This is a genomic window from Streptomyces sp. NPDC048361, from assembly GCF_040651795.1.
Classification (GTDB): domain Bacteria; phylum Actinomycetota; class Actinomycetes; order Streptomycetales; family Streptomycetaceae; genus Streptomyces.
Genome location: NZ_JBEZKW010000075.1, coordinates 12457 through 30063 on the forward strand (window position 1 = coordinate 12457; position 17607 = coordinate 30063).

Sequence of the window (17607 nt, forward strand, 5' to 3'; positions counted from 1 at the left end):
CCGGCGTCACGACGGGCCGTCGGTCTCCCGCGTGGACACCACGAAGGCCTCGGGGCCCACCTCCACCGCCTTCGGGTCCATCCACATGACCTGCCAGCCGTGGCCGTCGAGGTCGAAGAAGCTGCGCGCGCGGCCGGGCGAACTCATCGGGGGAACCCACACCGCTCGCTCACGGTCACAGCCATGTCACGAAGTGGAATATGCGCGCGCCCGGCAGGGTCAATCGGGGCGAAAATGTCGCTCTACGTTTCGGCCGGGTCGTCCGGCGCCCCGCACGCTCGGGGTGCCCGGGGCGAGGGGTGGGGCATGGCTGCTTATCGCTTCAATCCGCCGCCAGGTTGGCCGGTGCCACCTGCGGGATGGGTCCCCGCGCCGGAGTGGCGGCCCGACCCCTCGTGGCCCCCGCCGCCGGCCGGCTGGCAGCTCTGGCTTCCCGAGGCGTTCCCGGACGCCGGCCCCGGCCCCGGTACGGACCCCACCACCGGCACCCCCGCAGGCGCTGCGGCGCCGGCCGTCGCCGGCCCCTGGCCCACGGCTGGGGTACCGGCACCGCGCAAGGGCGGTCTGTTCGGACGGCGGCGCGCCGATGGCGTCTCCGAGGCCGAGGAGCTGCGGGCGTGGATCGCACGGACGCAGGGGCTGGACGCCGCGCGGGTCGCCGGGCTCGTACGGCAGGTCGAAGCGGAGGCCGCCGCGTTGCGGGAGAGGGCGTCCGTCGAGGCCGCCGAGGTGGGCGCCGCCGTCCTCAAGGACGCGCGGGCGACGGCGAAAGAGGTCCTCGACGACGCGCGCCGGACGGCGAAGGAGACCGAGCGGGCGCGCAAGGACGCCGACCGGAACCGGCAGGACATCGCCGAAGCCGGGCGCAGACTGGCCGAGTTGCAGAGCCGCATCGTGAACGCCGACGAGACCGCCATGTTGCAGGAGGCAGGGATCTACGCCTACCGGCACATGCTGCACGACGCGGTCGCCTACCGCAGCCGGCTCGACACGCTCCAGGCCGAGATCAAGACGCTCGCCCGTGCGGGCCGGGCCGTCCAGGCGGCCACGGACTGGACGGTGAACGGTTCTCTGCGCGAGGGCCAGAAGATGATCCGCGACTTCTCCAAGCTCATGCTGCGTGCCTACAACGCCGAGGCCGACTACGCCGTGCGGTCGATGCGGCCGCACCGGCTCGATTCCCTCGTAGACCGGCTCTTCAAGAGCCGCGAGACGATCGCCCGGCTCGGCGCGACCATGCACATCCGGATCACCGACGCGTATCACGCGGCGCGGGTACGGGAGTTGGAGCTCACCGCCGACTTCCTCCAGAAGAAGGAAGAGGAGAAGGAGGCGCAGCGTGAGGTGCGGGCCCGGGAACGCGAGGAGGCGGCGGTCCAGCGCGAGCTCGACCGACAGCGCGAGAAACTCAACAAGGAGCTGGGCCACTATCAGGCCGCCCTCCAGCGTCTGCGCAAGCGCGGGGACGCGGCGGGCGTGGCCGAGATGGAGACCAAACTGGCCGAGATCGACGACGCGTTGCGGGACGTCGAGTCGCGGGCGGCGAACATCCGCGCCGGCTACGTCTACGTCATCTCGAACATCGGCGCCTTCGGGGACCGCATCGTCAAGATCGGTCTGACGCGACGCCTCGAACCCCTGGAGCGAGTCCACGAGTTGAGCGGGGCGGCCGTGCCGTTCCGTTTCGACGTACACGCGCTGGTCTTCAGCAAGGACGCCGTCGGCCTGGAAGCCGCGCTGCACCGCCAGTTCGCGTCGCGGCGGGTCAACCAGGTCAACAGTCGCAAGGAGTTCTTCTACGCCACCCCCACAGAGGTGCGGGACGCGCTGCGGCAGCACGCCGGGCAGCATCTGATCGAGTTCACGGAGGAGCCGCAGGCGCTGGAATGGCGGGCGGGACGGCATCTGGGCGAAGCCGGCGCGAGGGCCGCGGGTGCGGGAGGGGCTGCGGCCCGGACCGCGTGAGGCAGCGCCCGCCTCGGACCGGGAAAACCCCCTGCTGTCCCCCTCGGAGCGGGAGTTAGGGTCATGACCATGGGGGATGCGCAGACACGGCCGTGCGTCCTGTGCAACAAGCCGTTCGTTCGGCGCTCCGTGTGGCGTCCGAAGCGGTACTGCAAGCGGTGGCACCAGCTCGGGCACTACATCGCCTTGATCGTGGGCGGCCTGCTCTCCTGAACGCCCGCACCGCGGTGTACGGGCACGGGCACGGGCACCCGGGGGGACCTGCCGAAGGGGGAAGGCGTGGGGTCGCCGGAGTTGCTGATCGTCCTCGACCGGGACGGTGGTACGCCGTTGCAGCAGCAGCTCTGTGAGGAGATCGCCGCGCTCGTCCGGGCGGGCCGGCTGCGGCCGGGGGACGGGCTGCCCGCCTCCCGCGCACTCGCCGGGCAGCTCGGCGTGTCACGTACCGTCGTGACCCGCGCCTATGAACTCCTGCGCGCCAACGGCGTCATCACCGCCCGGCAGGGGTCGGGGACGCGCGTCGCACCCGACGCCGACGCCGTCGAGCCCGGTCGGCCCCGACTCGCGCCGCCCACCGTCTTGTTGGAGCCGCAGCCGCCGCGGCCCACCGACGGCGGGGACACCCTGTGGCGGCCCTGGGAGGCGCCGCCCGCGCAACGGGACGCGGACGTCATCGACTTCCGGCACGGCACACCCGCGCTCGCCGAGTTTCCCCTGGCGCGCTGGCGGCAGTCGCTGCACACGGCGTACGGCCGCGCGGGCGCCGCCTCGCTCGGCTACGGGCCCGCCGAGGGCTCACCCGCCCTGCGTACCGAGATCGCGACGCTGGTCCGCCGAAGCCGTGCCCTCGACGCCTCGCCCGACCAGATCATGGTCACCAGCGGCGCCACCCAGGCCATGGACATCCTGGTCCGCATGCTGGTCGGCCCCGGCGACGTCGTGGTCATCGAGGACCCCCGGGATCTTCTCCTTCTTCCTCGCCCTCGGCTCGCTCGCCATGGTCTACGTCGTTCCGGCCGTCTTCGCCCGTCGGCTGCGCCGCCGCAAGGAGGGGTTCTGACCCGGCACCCAGGCCCCGGCCACCCGGCCCCCCGGGGCTCCGCCCCGAGCCCCGTTCGCGCCTGAAGGGCGCTCGTCCTCCATCGCCGGACAGGCTGAGGTGGGCTGCTTGTGAGCACCCTGCTCAGGTCCACCCACCCGGGGGCGCGGGGAACTGCGCCGGCAGGCCTCAGCCCCCCGGGCGCCGGGTCCAGGCGTCGCGGGCGGGAGCGGTCGTGGTCGAGGCGGCGCGGACCGACCTGGTCCAGCCCCAGGACGCGTACGCCGCGGCCGCCGCCGTGTTGGCGGGGCCGATCAGGGCGGTGAGCAGGTCGGCCTCCTGGCGTTCGAGCAGTCGCTCCTGGAGCCGGGTGGCGACACCCCTGCGGCGGCGCGTGGGCAGCACCATGAGCTCGGCGAGCGCGAACACCCGGTCGGAGGCGGCCAGTTCCTCGTCTCCGTCGGTCGCGGCACCCCGGAAACCGTGCCACCACTCGCCTTCGCGGCCCGGCGGGTAGCCGTACGCGCAGCCGAGCAGGAACGGATCGCCCGCGATGACCATGTCGAAGCCGGGTCGCTGCACATCCTCCGCGAACCGGCGCAGAAATCCGTCCCGCCCCAGGGACTCCGCGCCCGGCACACCGTCGTACGCCGCCACGTACAGGTCCGCGACGGACTCCCGCTGCTGCTCGGCCTGCCAGCGGGAAAGCCGCCGCAAGAACACCTCTGTCATCGCAACAGCGTGGCAGGTCACGGCGGTTCACGGAACAGGCGGGAGGCGCACCGCGTGGACGCCAGGGGCGCGGCGCAGGCTGAAAAGGTGCGGCCGGGGGGCCGTGGCCGTGCGTTGGCCGGTACGGCCGGGGGCCGTCGCCGTGCGTTGGCCGGTGCGACCGGGGGTGCCGTAGGCGTGCGTTGACCGGTACGGCCGGGATGCCGTCGGCTGTGCGTTGACCGGTACGGCCGGGCGTCGCACACTGACCGGACCATGAACGACGAACCCATCGTGACGCTCCACGGCGAACGCGCGCTCATCGACCGCGCCGGGCATCTGTTCGCCGGAGCACGGCAGGAGTTCCTCGTCGCCGCCGCCGACCCGGTGACCTGGTCGGCCGGGGTCAACACCGCCTTCAAGGCCGGGCTCCGACCCGGCGGAAGGCCCGGCGCAGAGCCCGGCGGCCTCGTCCTGCGCAAGCTCTACACCCCGCAGGCGCTGCCCGACGCGCACGCGGAGCGGCGGCTGGGCCGGATGGTCGCCAAAGGGGCCCACATCCGGATCTGCGCCGCGCCGCTCGCCCAGGAGACCATCGTCCTGGACCGGCGCGTCGCGATCCTCGCGGGTGCGCCCACCGGTGGCACGCGTACGTACACCGTGATCCGTTCGCCGGACGTCGTCGCGGGTCTGCGGTCGCTCATGCGTGCCGCGTGGGACACCTCCCCCGACCTCGACGAGCACCTGCGGCGGCGGCCCGGGGCGCTGAGTGCGGAGGCGCGGCGGATTCTGCGGATGCTGGGGGCGGGGCACACCGACGAGTCGGCGGCGCGGCTGCTCGGCATGTCACTGCGTACGTACCGGCGGCGGGTCGCCGACCTGATGGAGGTGCTCGGGGCGACCTCCCGCTTCCAGGCCGGGCTCCGCGCGCGTGAGCTGGACGGCCTGGCCCGACGGCCTGGCCTGACGGGCTGACCGACGGCCTGGCCTGACGGGCTGGTCCGAGGCAAGCCGGCCTGGCCCCGTCGAATTGGACGCGGGCTCGTCCCCACCCCCGCTTCCAAGGTCGCCCCGCACACCATGACTCAAATAGGCAAATGCGAGCCATACTCTCGTACATGACTCATAAACGCGTGGCCGAGCGGCACATGGCGGTGGTGGGTGCGGTGGACCGGCCGGTCCTGCTGAGCGTGGCTGAGCTGCGCGAGCGGTGGCCCCAGCGGACGGCGGCCGTCACCTTCGACTGTGCGACCAGCGGCCGGCGGGCCCACACCTTCACGGGGCCGCTGCTGCGCGAGGTGATCACCGCGGCGGGCCCCGCGTTCGACCCCGCCCGCCGCAAGGACCGCTCCCGTTTCCTCCTGGAGGTCACGGGCGAGGACGGGCACGCCACCGTGCTGTCCTGGGCCGAGATCGACCAGGACTTCGGCGACTCTCCGGTGCTGCTCGCCACCGCGCTGGACGGGGCCGCGCTCGACGGCCTCGGCGCCCAGCTCGTCATCCCCACCGACCGGTGCGGTGCGCGCTACATCAGCGGGATCACCCAGATCCGGCTGCGTGCGTGCGGGCAGCCGCAGGAGGGTGTGCGGACGCCAACGGGGGACGTTCGCCAGATGACCTAGGCTTCGGCGGGCTGCGTTCCGCGTGCGCGTTCCGTCGGCGCAGGCGTCAACACCCCGGCCCTGGAGGCAGCATGAGCACCGTCCCCGCCGAAGCCGTCGGCCCGCTCATGCGCGGGGTCGCCGTCCTGCGCGCGCTCAGCGAGGCCGACGGGCGGCTCAGCCTCGGCGAGCTGGTCCGCGCCACCGGGCTCGCCCGCTCCACCGTCGACCGGGTCGCGGCGACCCTGGCCCGCATGGGCTACCTGCGCCTCGACGGGTCCGTCGCGACGCTCGCCCCACGTCTGATGGAGCTGGCCAACGCCTACCTCGGCGCGCTGCGGCTGCCGGCACTCCTCGGCCCGTACGCGGCCCAACTGGCCGACGAACTCGACGAGTCGGTGTCGCTCGCCGTCCCCGACGGCGACGGCATCCGCTTCGTCCACCAGAGCACCCGGCGCCGCGCGATGTCCCTCACCTTCCGCATCGGCGACCTCCTGCCGGCCGAACACACCGCGCCGGGGCCCCTGTTCGCCGCGCACTGGACACCCGGGCAGTGGACGGCATGGCGCACCCGGCGGGCCGCCGGCCCCGAGGGCATCGGGCGCACCCGGCGAGCCGCCGACCCCGAGGGCGTCGGCCTTCCCGCCTGCCCCGGCGCCGACCCCGAGGGCATCGGCCTTCCCGGCGTGCCCACCGCCCCCGGCACCCCTTTCGAAGCGCGGGTCACCGCAGCCCGGGCCGCGGGCTCGGCGCTCGACGACCAGCTCATCGAGCCCGGCCTCATCGCGGTCGCCGTGCCCGTCCACGACCCGGCCGGCACGCCCGTCTGCGCGGTCAGCGTCGTCAGCCACACCAGCCGGCACAGCGCCGATTCGCTGCGCGCAGCCGTACTGCGCCGGCTGCGTACGGCCGCCGACGCGATGGAGGCCGAACTCGTCCGCGACCACACCACGGGGGCGGCGAGCGCCCCGGCGCCCCCGCCCCGCCCGCTCGCCGCCTGGACCTCCGCGTCGAAGCAGGAGCTCGGTTCGGAGTTCGTCGAGTCGCTGGCGCGCGGCCTCACCGTCCTGACCGCGTTCGGCACCGACCGCGCCGAGCTCTCGCTCAGCGCCGTCGCCGAAGCGACGGGCCTGGCCCGCGCCACCGCGCGGCGCGCCCTGATCACCCTCGGCCATCTGGGCCTGGTCGCCGCCGAGGGCCGTGCCTTCCGCCTCACCCCGCGCGTCCTGGCGCTCGGCTGCCCGCCGCTCTCCCGTACGACGCTCTCCGACATCGCCGCGCCCCACCTCGCCGCCCTCGTGCGTACCGTCCACGACTCGGCCTCGCTCGCGGTCCTCGACGGCGACGACATCCGGTACACGGCGCGGGTCGCCACCAGCCGGATCATGAGCGTCACCATCACCCTCGGCACCCGTTTCCCCGCGTACGCCACCGCCATGGGCCGGGTGCTGCTCGCGGACCGGCTCGCGGATCTGAGCGCCGCCGAGCGCGCGGAACGGCTCGGCCGTACGGAGCTGTCGGCGCTCACCCCGCACACGATCACCTCACCGGCCGTACTCGCCTCGCTCCTGGAACAGGTCGCCGGACGGGGATACGCGCTGGTCGACGAGGAGCTGGAGGAGGGCCTGCGCTCCCTCGCGGTGCCGGTGCGGGACGCCGGGGGGCGGGCGGTGGCGGCGGTCAACGTGGCCATGCACACCACCCGGCGCACTCTCGCGGAGTGCCGGGAGCAGGTGCTGCCGCAGATGCGCGCCGCGGTGGCGGCCATCGAGGCGGAGCTGCACGTGGTGGGCCGGTTCTGCCCGGCCTCGGCCTCGTGAGGGCTCTCGTCCCGCAGGCCGCACGAGATCTCCCTCTAATCGGTTAATTGGGACGATCGGGGACATGTCCCCGCCGGTGTCCGGGGATACAGGGCTCATCCCCTGCCCCCGCCGTCCCTGACACATCGGAGTACGCCTCGTGGAGACCACAGACACCGTGTGGAGCTGCCCTTTCGACTACGCCGACGCACTCGAATTCGACCCGCAGCTCCAGCGGATGCTGACCGAGGAACCGGTCGCGCGGATCCGCATGGCGTACGGGGAGGGCGAAGCCTGGCTCGTCACCCGCTACGAGGACGTGCGGACGGTGACCACCGACCGCCGCTTCAGCCGCAGCGCCGTCATCGGCCGGGACTTCCCCCGGATGACCCCCGAGCCCATCGTGCAGGACGAGTCGATCAACCTGATGGACCCGCCGGCCAGCAGCCGGCTGCGCAGCCTCGTCGCGAAGAGCTTCGCCCCCAAGCATGTGGCGCGGATGCGCGAACGCACCCAGCGCGTGGTCGACGAGCTGCTCGACACGATGGCCGCGCACGGCTCGCCCGCCGACTTCGTCGCGCACGTCGCCGCCCCGCTCCCCCTCGTCACGATCTGCGAGGTCCTCGCGATCCCGGAGGGCGAACGGGACTGGCTGCGCGGCCACGCGCTGACCATGATGAACATCGGCGCCGCGGGCCGGGAGGCGGCCGTGACGGCCAAGGCCGAACTCCGCGCCTACTTCACCGACCTCACCGCGGCCCGCCGCCGCGCCCCCGGCGACGACCTGATCTCCACCCTGGCCACCGCCCGCGACGGGGACGAGCTCCTCGACGACCAGGAGCTCGCCGTGATGGCGATGGTCCTGCTCATCACCGGCCAGGACACCACCACCTACCAGCTCGGCAACATCGCGTACACGCTGCTGACCAGGCCGGACATCCTCGATGTCCTGCGTGCGCGCCCGGACCGCTTCCCGTCGGTCCTCGACGAGCTGCTCCGCTTCATCCCGTTCCGCAAGGGCGTCGGCATCCCCCGGATCGCCCTGGAGGACGTCGAGCTGAGCGGGGTGCTCATCCGGGCCGGGGACGTCGTCCATGTCTCCTACCTCACCGCCAACCGGGACGGCGGCAAGTTCGACCGGCCCGACGAGGTCGACCTGGACCGGGGCGCGGTGGCGCACATGACGTTCGGCTGGGGTGCGCATCACTGCCTCGGCGCCCCGCTCGCCCAGATGGAGCTGGAGGTGGCGTTCACCTCCCTGCTCACTCGCTTCCCGGGCATCCATCACGCCGGCGCCCCCGCCGACGTGCCGTGGAACACCCACTCCATCTGGCGCTATCCGCTCAGCCTTCCGGTCGCCTGGTGACCAACCTCCCACTGACGAAAGGCAGTTAGATGGCCACCCTGTGCAGACCGGCGGTCGCCGTTCCCGACCACGTCATCACCCAGGAGCAGACCCTCGCGATCGCCCGTGAGACCCACGCGGCGCATCCGCAGCTCCCTCTGGTCCTGCGGCTCATCGAGAACACCGGCGTCCTGACCCGCCACCTGGTGCAGCCCCTCGAAGAGACCCTGGCCCATCCCGGTTTCGAGCTCCGCAACCAGGTGTACGAGGCCGAGGCGAAGCGGCGGGTGCCCCAAGTGGTGCGCGAGGCGCTCGCCCACGCCGAGGTCGAGGCCGCCGACATCGACATGATCGTCTACGTGTCGTGCACGGGCTTCATGATGCCCTCGCTCACGGCCTGGCTGATCAACACGATGGGCTTCCGCTCCGACACCCGGCAGCTGCCCATCGCCCAGCTCGGCTGCGCGGCGGGCGGCGCGGCGATCAACCGCGCCCACGACTTCATCACGGCCTACCCGGGCTCCAACGTGCTGATCGTGTCGTGCGAGTTCTGCTCGCTGCTCTACCAGCCCACCGACATCGGCGTGGGCTCGCTGCTCTCCAACGGCCTGTTCGGGGACGCACTTTCGGCCGCGGTGGTACGCGGTGAGGGCGGCACCGGCATGCGGATCGAGCGCAACGGCTCGCACCTGGTGCCGGACACCGAGAACTGGATCTCGTACGCGGTGCGCGAGACGGGCTTCCACTTCCAGCTCGACAAGCGGGTGCCGGGCACCATGGAAATGCTCGCGCCCGCCCTCAAATCCCTGGTGGCGCAGCACAGTTGGGACGTCGGCGGGCTCGACTTCTACATCGTGCACGCGGGCGGCCCGCGCATCCTGGACGACCTGTGCCACTTCCTCGACCTCGGTCCGGAGATGTTCCGCTTCAGCCGCAGCACCCTCACCGAGCGCGGCAACATCGCGAGTTCGGTGGTCTTCGACGCGCTGGCCCGGCTCTTCGACGAGGGCGGCATGGAGGACGGGGCCCGCGGCCTGATCGCCGGGTTCGGACCCGGCATCACCGCCGAGATCGGCGTGGGCAGCTGGAACGCGGGCCCGCACCTGGACGAGGAGCTCGACGCGATGGCGGCCGAGCTCTGAACTCCCCGGCTGCGGTAGTTCGTTACTCCCCGCCCCCGGTCACTCGTTGACGAGTACGGGAATCGACAGCACCACCCCGGTCGGCACCCCGCTCAGGGCGCCGGCCGAAATGCTGCCGGCGGTCGGCGCGCTGGTGCCGGTGGTCGGCGCGCTGGTGCCGGTGGTCGGCGCGCTGGTGCCGGCGGTCGGCGCGCTGGTGCCGCGCTCCGCGCCGGCCGGCTCGTTCGTCGCGTTCGGGGCCGTGGGCCGGACCGTGAAGTCGATGCCCGCGCCCTCGGCGGCCGGGGTGTGGGCGCCCGCGTGCTCGTCGTGGCCCTCCTCGGCGTACTGGAAGGTGCCCGTGCCCAGCAGCTTGCCGTCCGCGTCGTAGTAGGCGGCGCGCAGCTCAAGGGCGATCAGGTCGCTGACGTCCGAGGTGACGGCGAGGTGCCCGGTCACGGCGGATCCGGCGCCGAGCGCCCTGCCCGTCACCTTCACGCGATCGGTGAACGGACCTGGCTCCAGCCGCACTTCACCCCGTGCGAGGCCGCGGTACGCGGCGGGGGCGGCGGCCTGCTTCGGCGCGGCGAAGCTCACCGAGGGGACCGGGCTGGGCGCGTCCTCGGCGCGCTCGCCGGCACCGCCGCCACAGCCGGTCGCCAGAGCGAGGGTGACGAGGGCCAGGGCGGCCGGGGCGGCGGTGCGGCTGCGTCTCATGAACGTACGACTCCTGTGAGTGGGGCGGGCCGGACGGTCAGCCGCGCGGGGCGCGGCCGAAGAGCGAGCCGTACATCTTGCCGTACAGGTCGGTGTTGAGCTGGCTGGCCGCGAACCGGCCCGCGCCCGGCCCGTAGGCGAAGATCGGCACGTCGGCGCCGGTGTGGTTGCCGGAGAGGTACGTCAGCCACAGGCTCGCGTCGGGGCTGCCGTCCTTGACACCCCGGGGGTCGTCGGGGGTACGGAAGGTCGCCGGGGCGAAGTTCTTCGCGTCGCCCGCGCCCGCGCCCGCGCCGTTGGCGATGCCCGTCGAGCGGGCCGGGTCCTTGGCGCCCGACGTGGCGCGCGAGGGACGGGAGTTGTTGGCGGTGTTGCCGGCGTCGGTGTTGGCCGGGGGCGCCAGCGACTCGGCGTTGGTGTAGGTGCCCTTCTCGATGATGTTGAAGCCCGCGCACTCGTGGTCCGCGGTGACGACGACCAGGGTGTGGCCGTCCTTCTTCGCGAAGTCGGTGGCCGCCTTGACCGCGTCGTCGAACGCCTTGACCTCGGCGAGCGTCTGGGCCGCGTCGTTGGCGTGCGAGCGCTTGTCGATCTGGGCGCCCTCGATCTGGAGGAAGAAGCCGTTCCTGGAGCGGCCGTCGAGCAGGTCGATCGACTTCTTCGCCATCTCGGCGAGCGTCGGCTCCTGCTTCTGCGGGGCGCCCGCGGGCAGCGCCGCCTTGGCCTGCTCGACGGTGAGGTTGCCCCGGTTGAAGAGCCCGACGACCTTCTTGCCGCGCGCCTTGTCGAGGTCGGCCTTGGTGGCGACCTTCTGCGAATCGGCGCTCTGCGCGGGCAGCTTGGGGTCGCCGAACGAGCCGAGCACCTGGTAGCCCTGCTGCTGCAACGCCTTCTGGTCGTCCGGCTCGAACCGCGCGAGCCCGCCGCCGAACACCACGTCGGCGGTGCCGTTGCGGGCGATCTGCTCGGCGATCGGGGTGATCAGCGTCTTGTCGGCGGGCGCCTTCTCGTAGCTGCCGTCGGCGTCCTTGGGCAGGCAGGCCGCGTCCGAGTACGTGGGGCCCTGGCAGCCGCGCAGCAGCGCGTGGCTGAACTGGGCGGCGGGCGTGGCGTCGGTGATCTCGGCGGTCGAGACGTTGCCGGTGGCGAAGCCGGCCGCCTTGGCCTGCTCCATCAGCGTGACGCGCTTCTTCTCGTAACTGTCCACGCCGATCGCGGCGTTGTACGTCTTGACACCCGAGGCCCACGCGGTGGCGGCGCTCGCCGAGTCCGTCACCAGGGCGGGCCGGTCGCTGCCCTTCTCGACGGCGTACGTGGCGACCGCGCCGGTGTAGGGCAGCTTCTCCATGTTCAGCTTGGACTGAGCGCCGTAGTAGCGCTCGCGGCCCGCGGTGACATGGGTGCGGCCCATGCCGTCGCCGAGCAGGTAGATGACGTTGTGGATCTCGCGGCCGCCGTCGCCGTGCCCGTGCCGGGGCGTGGAGTTGGCGGTGACGGCCGTGCCGGTGGCGACGGCGGAGGCCGCCGCGAACACCGCGAGCACCTTCATGGTGGTGTGTCTCATGGCCGCGAAGCTATTAGTCGTATGTGAACGGACCGGAAGGACCGGGCAACGCGGGGACGAACGCCTTTGCCTTCCTTATAACGTTTCCGCTCCTGCCCTTTGCCCGTCCTTGCCCTTGCCCTTGCCCTTGCCCTTGCCCCTTGTGGGGAACGGCTCACCCGTACGAGAGGTTGGAGCAGATGTTGTCGTCGGCCGATCGGGCCGTGTCCGCCACCGACGAGGGGACGGCGGCGGGGGCGCTCGGCGACGCGTCCGGGCCGTCGGGCTTGTACTGCGTGCCGAGGATGACGCTCACGCCCGGCTGCTTGGACGGGCGCATCAGCGCGTCGGGGAAGTGCGTGGCGAGCGTCTTGGCCTTGGCCGCGTCGTTCGGTCCGTACTGGATGACGGTGTGCGTGTAGTCCTGGGTGGCGGCGGTCGAAGCGCCGGTCACCGTGAAGCCGGCGCTCTTCAGCGACTCGGCGGCGGTGCCCGCGAGCCCCTTGGTGATGGTGCCGTTGTAGACGGCGACGCTGATCCCCTTGCCGGAGGCGGGCGCCGGCGCGGAGGCGGCGGGCGAGGGGGCGGCGCTCTTGTCCTTGGCGCCGGCGTCCTGGCCGTCCACGGTGCGGTCGGCCCGCAGTGCCGCGAACAGCGCGTCGGCCTCCGGCTCCACGACGGCGACACGCGCGCCCTCGTACCGCCAGGGCAGGGTGACGAACTTGGTGTTGTGCAGGTCGATGCCCTTCATCGACATGGCGAACGAGATCAGCTTGCTGGGGGAGCCGAGACCCGGGTCGACGGTCATCGACTTGGTGGCCGCGTTGGCGAGCGGAAGCAGCGTGGTCGGGTCGAGCCCGTTGCCCTTCACCTGCTTGATCAGGCTGCCGATGAACGCCTGCTGGCGCTTGATGCGGCCGATGTCGGAGCCGTCGCCTATGCCGTGCCGGATGCGCACGTAGTCCAGCGCCTTCTGCCCGGACACCTTCTGCGGGCCCTTGGCGAAGACCAGGTTTCCCTTGCGCTTGAGCTTGGGGTTGAGGTCACCCTGGTAGACGTTGTTGGGCACGCAGACCTGGACACCGCCGACCGCGTCGGTCATCTTCGCGAAGCCCTCGAAGTCCATGACCATCGTGTGGTCCACGCGGAGCCCTGTGAGCTTCTCGACGGTGTTCTGGGTGCAGGCGGGGTTGCCCTCCACCGTCTCGCCCACCTCGAACGCCGAGTTGAACATCACACGGTGCTGTCCCTTGGTCCAGCTGCCGTTCGGGAGCTTGCACGACGGTATGTCGACCAGGGAGTCGCGGGGTATGGAGACGGCGACGGCGTGCTTCTGGTCCGCGTACACGTGCAGCAGCAGTGCGGTGTCCGAGCGGCCGATGTCGCCCTTGCCGTGGCCGTACTGGGCGTTGTCGCCGGAGCGCGTGTCGGAGCCGATGATCAGGACGTTCGAGCCCTTGGTGGAGGCGGCGGGGCGATCGGCGGAGATGCCGCCGTCGTCGAACGTCTTGATGTTGCCGTTCAGCTGGAAGTAGATCCAGCCACCGCCCGCGACGGCGAGGACGACGACGGAGAGGCCCGTGATGCCGATGAGGCGCGCGCGGCTGCGCTTCTTGCCGCGCCGCGGCGCGGCCGGGCCATCGCTCTCACGCCTGCTTGCCGCTCCCGCTTTGTGGCTCCCGGCCATCGGACCCCTCATCCCTCATTCGCGCCTCTTCTGTAGAGGAGACGGTGAGTCGTACGGTCTGGTTGTACAGTTGCGCAATGTAGCAAGTCTCATTGAGAGCCATCAGCCCCAGCCCGGCGGAGAAGCCGCCCGGGCGACAGTGGCTGTAGGACGCGAACGAGGGAGGACCGCGGGATGTTCCTGCGCAACGGACTCGAACCCTGGCACCTGCTGATCGTCGCCGTAGTTTTGATCCTGCTGTTCGGCTCGAAGAAGCTGCCCGACACGGCACGCGCGCTCGGCAAGTCCCTGCGCATCCTCAAGAGCGAGACCAAGGCGATGCGTGAGGACGGCTCGGCCATGGCGCCCGCCGCCACCACCCCGGTCGCCCACGTCACCCCGGCTCCCGCGCCGGCTCCCGCCCCCTCCCCCGCCGAGGCACCGGCCCACCCGGCCCCGTAACCCCGCCGACCGTGCCCCGTACGCTCGGGGGGCATGGAACTGGAACAGCTGCCGACGTACGACGACGTGATCCGCGCGCACGAGCGGATCACCCCGCACGCCCACCGCACCCCGGTCATGACCTCGCGGCTCACCGACGCCGAACTCGGTCTGAGCCTGTACTTCAAGTGCGAGAACCTGCAGCGCATGGGGGCGTTCAAGTTCCGCGGCGCGTTCAACGCGCTGTCGCAGTTCGACGCGGAGCAGCGGCGCGCCGGCGTGGTCGCCTACTCGTCCGGCAACCACGCGCAGGCCGTCGCGCTCTCCGCCGCCCTCCTCGGCATCCCGGCGTCCATCGTCATGCCGCACGACGCGCCCGCCGCCAAGCTCGCCGCGACCAAGGGGTACGGGGCCGACGTTGTCTCCTACGACCGCTGGAGCGAGGACCGCGAGGAGATCGGCAGGGCGCTCGCGAAGGAGCGCGGCCTCACCCTGATTCCGCCTTACGACCACCCCCATGTCATGGCCGGCCAGGGCACCGCCGCGAAGGAACTCTTCGAGGAGACCGGCCCCCTGGACGCCCTGTTCGTACCGCTCGGCGGCGGCGGACTCCTGTCGGGCAGCCTGCTCTCCGCGGGCGCGCTCGCGCCGGAGTGCGAGGTGTACGGGGTCGAGCCCGAGGCCGGCGACGACGGGCGCCAGTCACTGCGCGCGGGCGAGATCGTGCACATCGACACCCCCGACACCCTCGCGGACGGCGCCCAGACCCAACACCTGGGCGCCCACCCCTTCCCGGTGATCCGCGACCACGTGACCGACATCGTCACCGCCACCGACGCCCAACTCGTCGACTGCATGCGGCTGTTCGCGTCCCGCATGAAGACGGTCGTCGAGCCGACGGGCTGCCTGGGCCTCGCCGGCGCCCGCGACCTGGCGGAGCGCTACCGCGGCAAGCGGGTCGGCGTCATCATCAGCGGCGGCAACGTGGACCTGGGTCGCTATGCCCGGCTGCTGGCCGGAGACCTGGGCTGAGCGCTGGGGCCCGTACTCCGCCGAATCCGCTGAGGCCCAGCACGGCGTCCAGGACGTCGTTGAGCGGGTGGAACTCGGCCCGGTAGAGGAAGCCGCCGGGCGCCACGAGGGAGGCGGCCGTCTCGGCCCAGCGGGCCACGTCGGGCAGCCAGCACAGCGCCCCCAGGCCGGTGTAGACGATGTCGTACGCGCTGTCCGGGACCGCTTCGGCCGCGTCGTACACGTCGGCGGTGACGAACGAGGCCCGCTCGGGGCCGAGCCCGCGGCTCTCGGCCAGGTCGCGGGCTGCCTCGACGGCCGGCGCGGAGAAGTCGAGCCCGACCACGCGGGCGGCGCCGCGCTCCGCCCAGGACAGGGTGTCGAGCCCGATGTGGCACTGGAGGTGGAGCAACGAGCGGCCCGTCACGTCGCCGACCTCGGCGGTCTCGAAGGCGCGCAGCACGTCGCGGCGTTCGCCGGCGCGGAAGGCGTCGAGGTCGTAGTAGTCGCTCGCGACATGGATCGGCACGCACTCGTCCCAGCGTGCCCTGTTGGTCTCGCGCCAGTCGCTCGGGGTCGGTGAGTACATGGCGGTGAGTTATCCACAGGCTGCGCAGGACGCGAACGGATTGTCGGCGGTCCGGCGCATGATGGGGGGCATGAACGAGATGCCGGAGTGGGAGAAGCGGTTCAGGGCGCCGAGGGTGGGGCTCCCCGACTGGGCGGAGGACGCCCCGGACCGCTCGCTGTTCGTGTCGAACGCGACGGGGACGTACGAGCTGTACGCGTGGGACCGCGCGAGCGGCGCGCAGCGCCGGGCCACCGACCGCCCCAACGGCACCACGGAGGGGGTGCTGACGCCGGACGGCGCGTGGATCTGGTGGTTCTGCGACAGCGACGGCGACGAGTTCGGGGTGTGGCAGCGCCAGCCGTTCGGCGGCGGCGCCGACGAGCCGGCCGTCCCCGGGCTCGCCCCCTCCTACCCGGCGGGCCTCGCGCTCGGCCGGGACGGCACGGCGGTGGTCGGCCGCTCCACCGACGACGACGGCTCGACGATCCATGTCGTACGCCCCGGCTCCGCGCCCGTCGAGATCTACCGGCACCGCGAGTCGGCGGGTGTGGGTGACCTCTCGCACGACGGCACGCTGATCGCGATCGAGCACACCGAGCACGGCGACGCGATGCACTCGGCGCTGCGGGTGCTGCGCCCGGACGGCTCGGTGGCCGCCGAGCTCGACGACACCAAGGGCGGCACGGAGGAGCTCGGGCTCGAAGTGCTCGGGTTCGCGCCGCTCGCCGGCGACAGCAGGCTGCTCGTCTCGCACCAGCGGCGCGGGCGCTGGGAGCCGATGATCTGGGACGTGGCATCGGGCGAGGAGAGCGACCTCGCGCTCGATCTGCCGGGCGACGTGTCGGCGGAGTGGTACCCGGACGGGTCGGGGCTGCTCGTCGTGCACAGCTTCGAGGCGCGCAGCGGCCTGTTCCGCTTCGACCTCGCGACGCGCTCGCTGATCGAGATCGACACCCCGGCGGGTTCGGTGTCGGCGGCGACGGCCCGCCCGGACGGCACGGTGGAGTACCTGTGGTCGTCGGCGGCGGCCCCCTCCGAGGTGCGCTCCACGACGGGTGAGGTCGTGCTCGACCCGCCCGGCTTCAAGGCGCCCGGCTCGGTCCCGGTGCAGGACGTGTGGGTGGAGGGGCCCGGCGGCCGCGTCCACGCCCTGGTCCAGCGCCCGGCGGGCGACGGTCCCTTCCCCACCCTGTTCGAGATCCACGGCGGCCCCACCTGGCACGACAGCGACGCGTTCGCCTCGGGCCCGGCGGCCTGGGTCGATCACGGCTTCGCGGTGGTCAGGGTCAACTACCGGGGCTCCACGGGGTACGGGCGCGAGTGGACCGACGCGCTCAAGCACCGGGTCGGACTGATCGAACTGGAGGACATCGCGGCGGTCCGCGCATGGGCGATCTCCTCGGGGCTCGCCGACCCCGCACGTCTCGTCCTGGCGGGCGGCTCCTGGGGCGGCTACCTCACCCTGCTCGGGCTCGGCACCCAGCCCGACGCGTGGGCGCTGGGGCTCGCGGCGGTGCCGGTCGCGGACTACGTCACGGCGTACCACGACGAGATGGAGGCGCTGAAGGCGATGGACCGCACGTTGCTGGGCGGCACCCCGGAGGAGGTTCCGGACCGGTTCCGCGCGTCGTCACCGCTGACGTACGTCGACGCGGTGACGGCGCCGGTGTACATCTCGGCCGGGGTCAACGATCCGCGCTGCCCGATCCGCCAGGTCGAGAACTATGTGGACCGGCTGGCCGCGCGGGGAGCGACGCACGAGGTGTACCGCTACGACGCGGGGCACGGGTCGCTGGTGGTCGAGGAACGCATCAAACAGGTCCGCCTGGAACTCGACTTCGCCAAGCGCCACCTGCCCCGCTGACCGGCGCGGGCTCGACCATTCGGCACCGGGTGCCCTACAGAGGGGCGGGGCTGCAACTGTGCGCGGCTCCGGCACGGCGGGAGCAACCGGTCGACGGCCGGAGTTGGGCTGAGGTGCATGCTCCTGGGGCTCCGCCCCAGACCCCGTTCGCGCCTTGAGGGCGCTCGTCCTCAAGCGCCGGACCGGCTGGGGTGGCCCCGGCTGGGCACCCTG

16 protein-coding genes and 1 pseudogene are annotated in these 17607 nt (G+C 72.5%); 11 read left to right on the plus strand and 6 right to left on the minus strand.

Annotation, left to right across the window (positions count from 1 at the left end):
• Positions 1–6: 6 nt before the first annotated feature.
• The gene (locus AB0D31_RS30300) at positions 7–147 is read right to left on the minus strand and encodes a hypothetical protein (RefSeq protein ID WP_362729021.1); all 141 of its coding nucleotides are present in this window, start codon (positions 145–147) and stop codon (positions 7–9) included.
• Positions 148–345: 198 nt separating this feature from the next.
• Between AB0D31_RS30300 and AB0D31_RS30305 the strand changes: the two genes are divergently transcribed.
• The 3 genes from AB0D31_RS30305 (at position 346) to AB0D31_RS30315 (ending at position 3090) form a co-directional block, all read left to right on the plus strand.
• Positions 346–1965: a DUF4041 domain-containing protein gene (locus tag AB0D31_RS30305; protein ID WP_362729023.1), complete on the plus strand. Its 1620-nt coding sequence runs from the start codon at positions 346–348 to the stop codon at positions 1963–1965.
• 63 nt (positions 1966–2028) lie between these two features.
• Entirely contained in the window at positions 2029–2178 is a 150-nt protein-coding gene (locus tag AB0D31_RS30310; protein ID WP_362729025.1) for a hypothetical protein, read from the plus strand.
• 66 nt (positions 2179–2244) lie between these two features.
• Entirely contained in the window at positions 2245–3090 is an 846-nt protein-coding gene (locus tag AB0D31_RS30315) for an aminotransferase class I/II-fold pyridoxal phosphate-dependent enzyme (RefSeq protein WP_362729027.1), read from the plus strand.
• Positions 3091–3193: 103 nt separating this feature from the next.
• Here AB0D31_RS30315 and AB0D31_RS30320 read toward each other — a convergent pair whose 3' ends face one another.
• A complete protein-coding gene (locus tag AB0D31_RS30320; protein WP_362729029.1) occupies positions 3194–3736 on the minus strand; it encodes a GNAT family N-acetyltransferase in 543 nt (180 codons plus the stop codon).
• A 255-nt stretch (positions 3737–3991) separates the two neighbouring features.
• On the opposite strand from AB0D31_RS30320, the gene AB0D31_RS30325 reads away from it, so the two are divergent.
• The 5 genes from AB0D31_RS30325 (at position 3992) to AB0D31_RS30345 (ending at position 9602) form a co-directional block, all read left to right on the plus strand.
• The gene (locus AB0D31_RS30325) at positions 3992–4690 is read left to right on the plus strand and encodes a DNA-binding response regulator (protein WP_362729031.1); all 699 of its coding nucleotides are present in this window, start codon (positions 3992–3994) and stop codon (positions 4688–4690) included.
• Between the two features lie 143 nt (positions 4691–4833).
• On the plus strand, positions 4834–5337 hold the full coding sequence (locus AB0D31_RS30330) for a molybdopterin-dependent oxidoreductase (RefSeq protein WP_362729032.1): 504 nt from the start codon (positions 4834–4836) through the stop codon (positions 5335–5337).
• Positions 5338–5408: 71 nt separating this feature from the next.
• Positions 5409–7136 (plus strand): IclR family transcriptional regulator C-terminal domain-containing protein, encoded by a 1728-nt coding sequence (locus tag AB0D31_RS30335; protein WP_362729034.1) that lies wholly within the window; start codon positions 5409–5411, stop codon positions 7134–7136.
• A gap of 139 nt (positions 7137–7275) precedes the next feature.
• Entirely contained in the window at positions 7276–8481 is a 1206-nt protein-coding gene (locus AB0D31_RS30340) for a cytochrome P450 (protein ID WP_362729036.1), read from the plus strand.
• A 29-nt stretch (positions 8482–8510) separates the two neighbouring features.
• The gene (locus tag AB0D31_RS30345) at positions 8511–9602 is read left to right on the plus strand and encodes a type III polyketide synthase (RefSeq protein ID WP_362729038.1); all 1092 of its coding nucleotides are present in this window, start codon (positions 8511–8513) and stop codon (positions 9600–9602) included.
• 39 nt (positions 9603–9641) lie between these two features.
• Here the strand turns inward: AB0D31_RS30345 and AB0D31_RS30350 are convergent, their stop codons facing one another.
• From AB0D31_RS30350 to AB0D31_RS30360, 3 genes are all read right to left on the minus strand, one after another.
• A complete protein-coding gene (locus AB0D31_RS30350; protein WP_362729040.1) occupies positions 9642–10298 on the minus strand; it encodes a hypothetical protein in 657 nt (218 codons plus the stop codon).
• A 37-nt stretch (positions 10299–10335) separates the two neighbouring features.
• Complete coding sequence (locus AB0D31_RS30355) at positions 10336–11862, minus strand: alkaline phosphatase (RefSeq protein ID WP_362729042.1); 1527 nt, start codon at positions 11860–11862, stop codon at positions 10336–10338.
• Positions 11863–12016: 154 nt separating this feature from the next.
• Positions 12017–13528, minus strand: a complete 1512-nt coding sequence (locus AB0D31_RS30360) for an LCP family protein (RefSeq protein ID WP_362729044.1) — start codon at positions 13526–13528, stop codon at positions 12017–12019.
• A 174-nt stretch (positions 13529–13702) separates the two neighbouring features.
• Between AB0D31_RS30360 and tatA the strand changes: the two genes are divergently transcribed.
• Together tatA and AB0D31_RS30370 are read left to right on the plus strand one after the other, a co-directional pair.
• Complete coding sequence (tatA, locus tag AB0D31_RS30365; protein ID WP_362729046.1) at positions 13703–13969, plus strand: Sec-independent protein translocase subunit TatA; 267 nt, start codon at positions 13703–13705, stop codon at positions 13967–13969.
• A gap of 33 nt (positions 13970–14002) precedes the next feature.
• Complete coding sequence (locus tag AB0D31_RS30370) at positions 14003–14980, plus strand: threo-3-hydroxy-L-aspartate ammonia-lyase (RefSeq protein ID WP_362729048.1); 978 nt, start codon at positions 14003–14005, stop codon at positions 14978–14980.
• A 46-nt stretch (positions 14981–15026) separates the two neighbouring features.
• Here the strand turns inward: AB0D31_RS30370 and AB0D31_RS30375 are convergent.
• Positions 15027–15548 (minus strand): annotated as a pseudogene (locus tag AB0D31_RS30375) (class I SAM-dependent methyltransferase); the annotation flags it as partial.
• 70 nt (positions 15549–15618) lie between these two features.
• Here AB0D31_RS30375 and AB0D31_RS30380 point away from each other — a divergent pair.
• Entirely contained in the window at positions 15619–17394 is a 1776-nt protein-coding gene (locus tag AB0D31_RS30380; RefSeq protein ID WP_362729050.1) for a prolyl oligopeptidase family serine peptidase, read from the plus strand.
• The last annotated feature ends 213 nt before the right edge of the window (positions 17395–17607 follow it).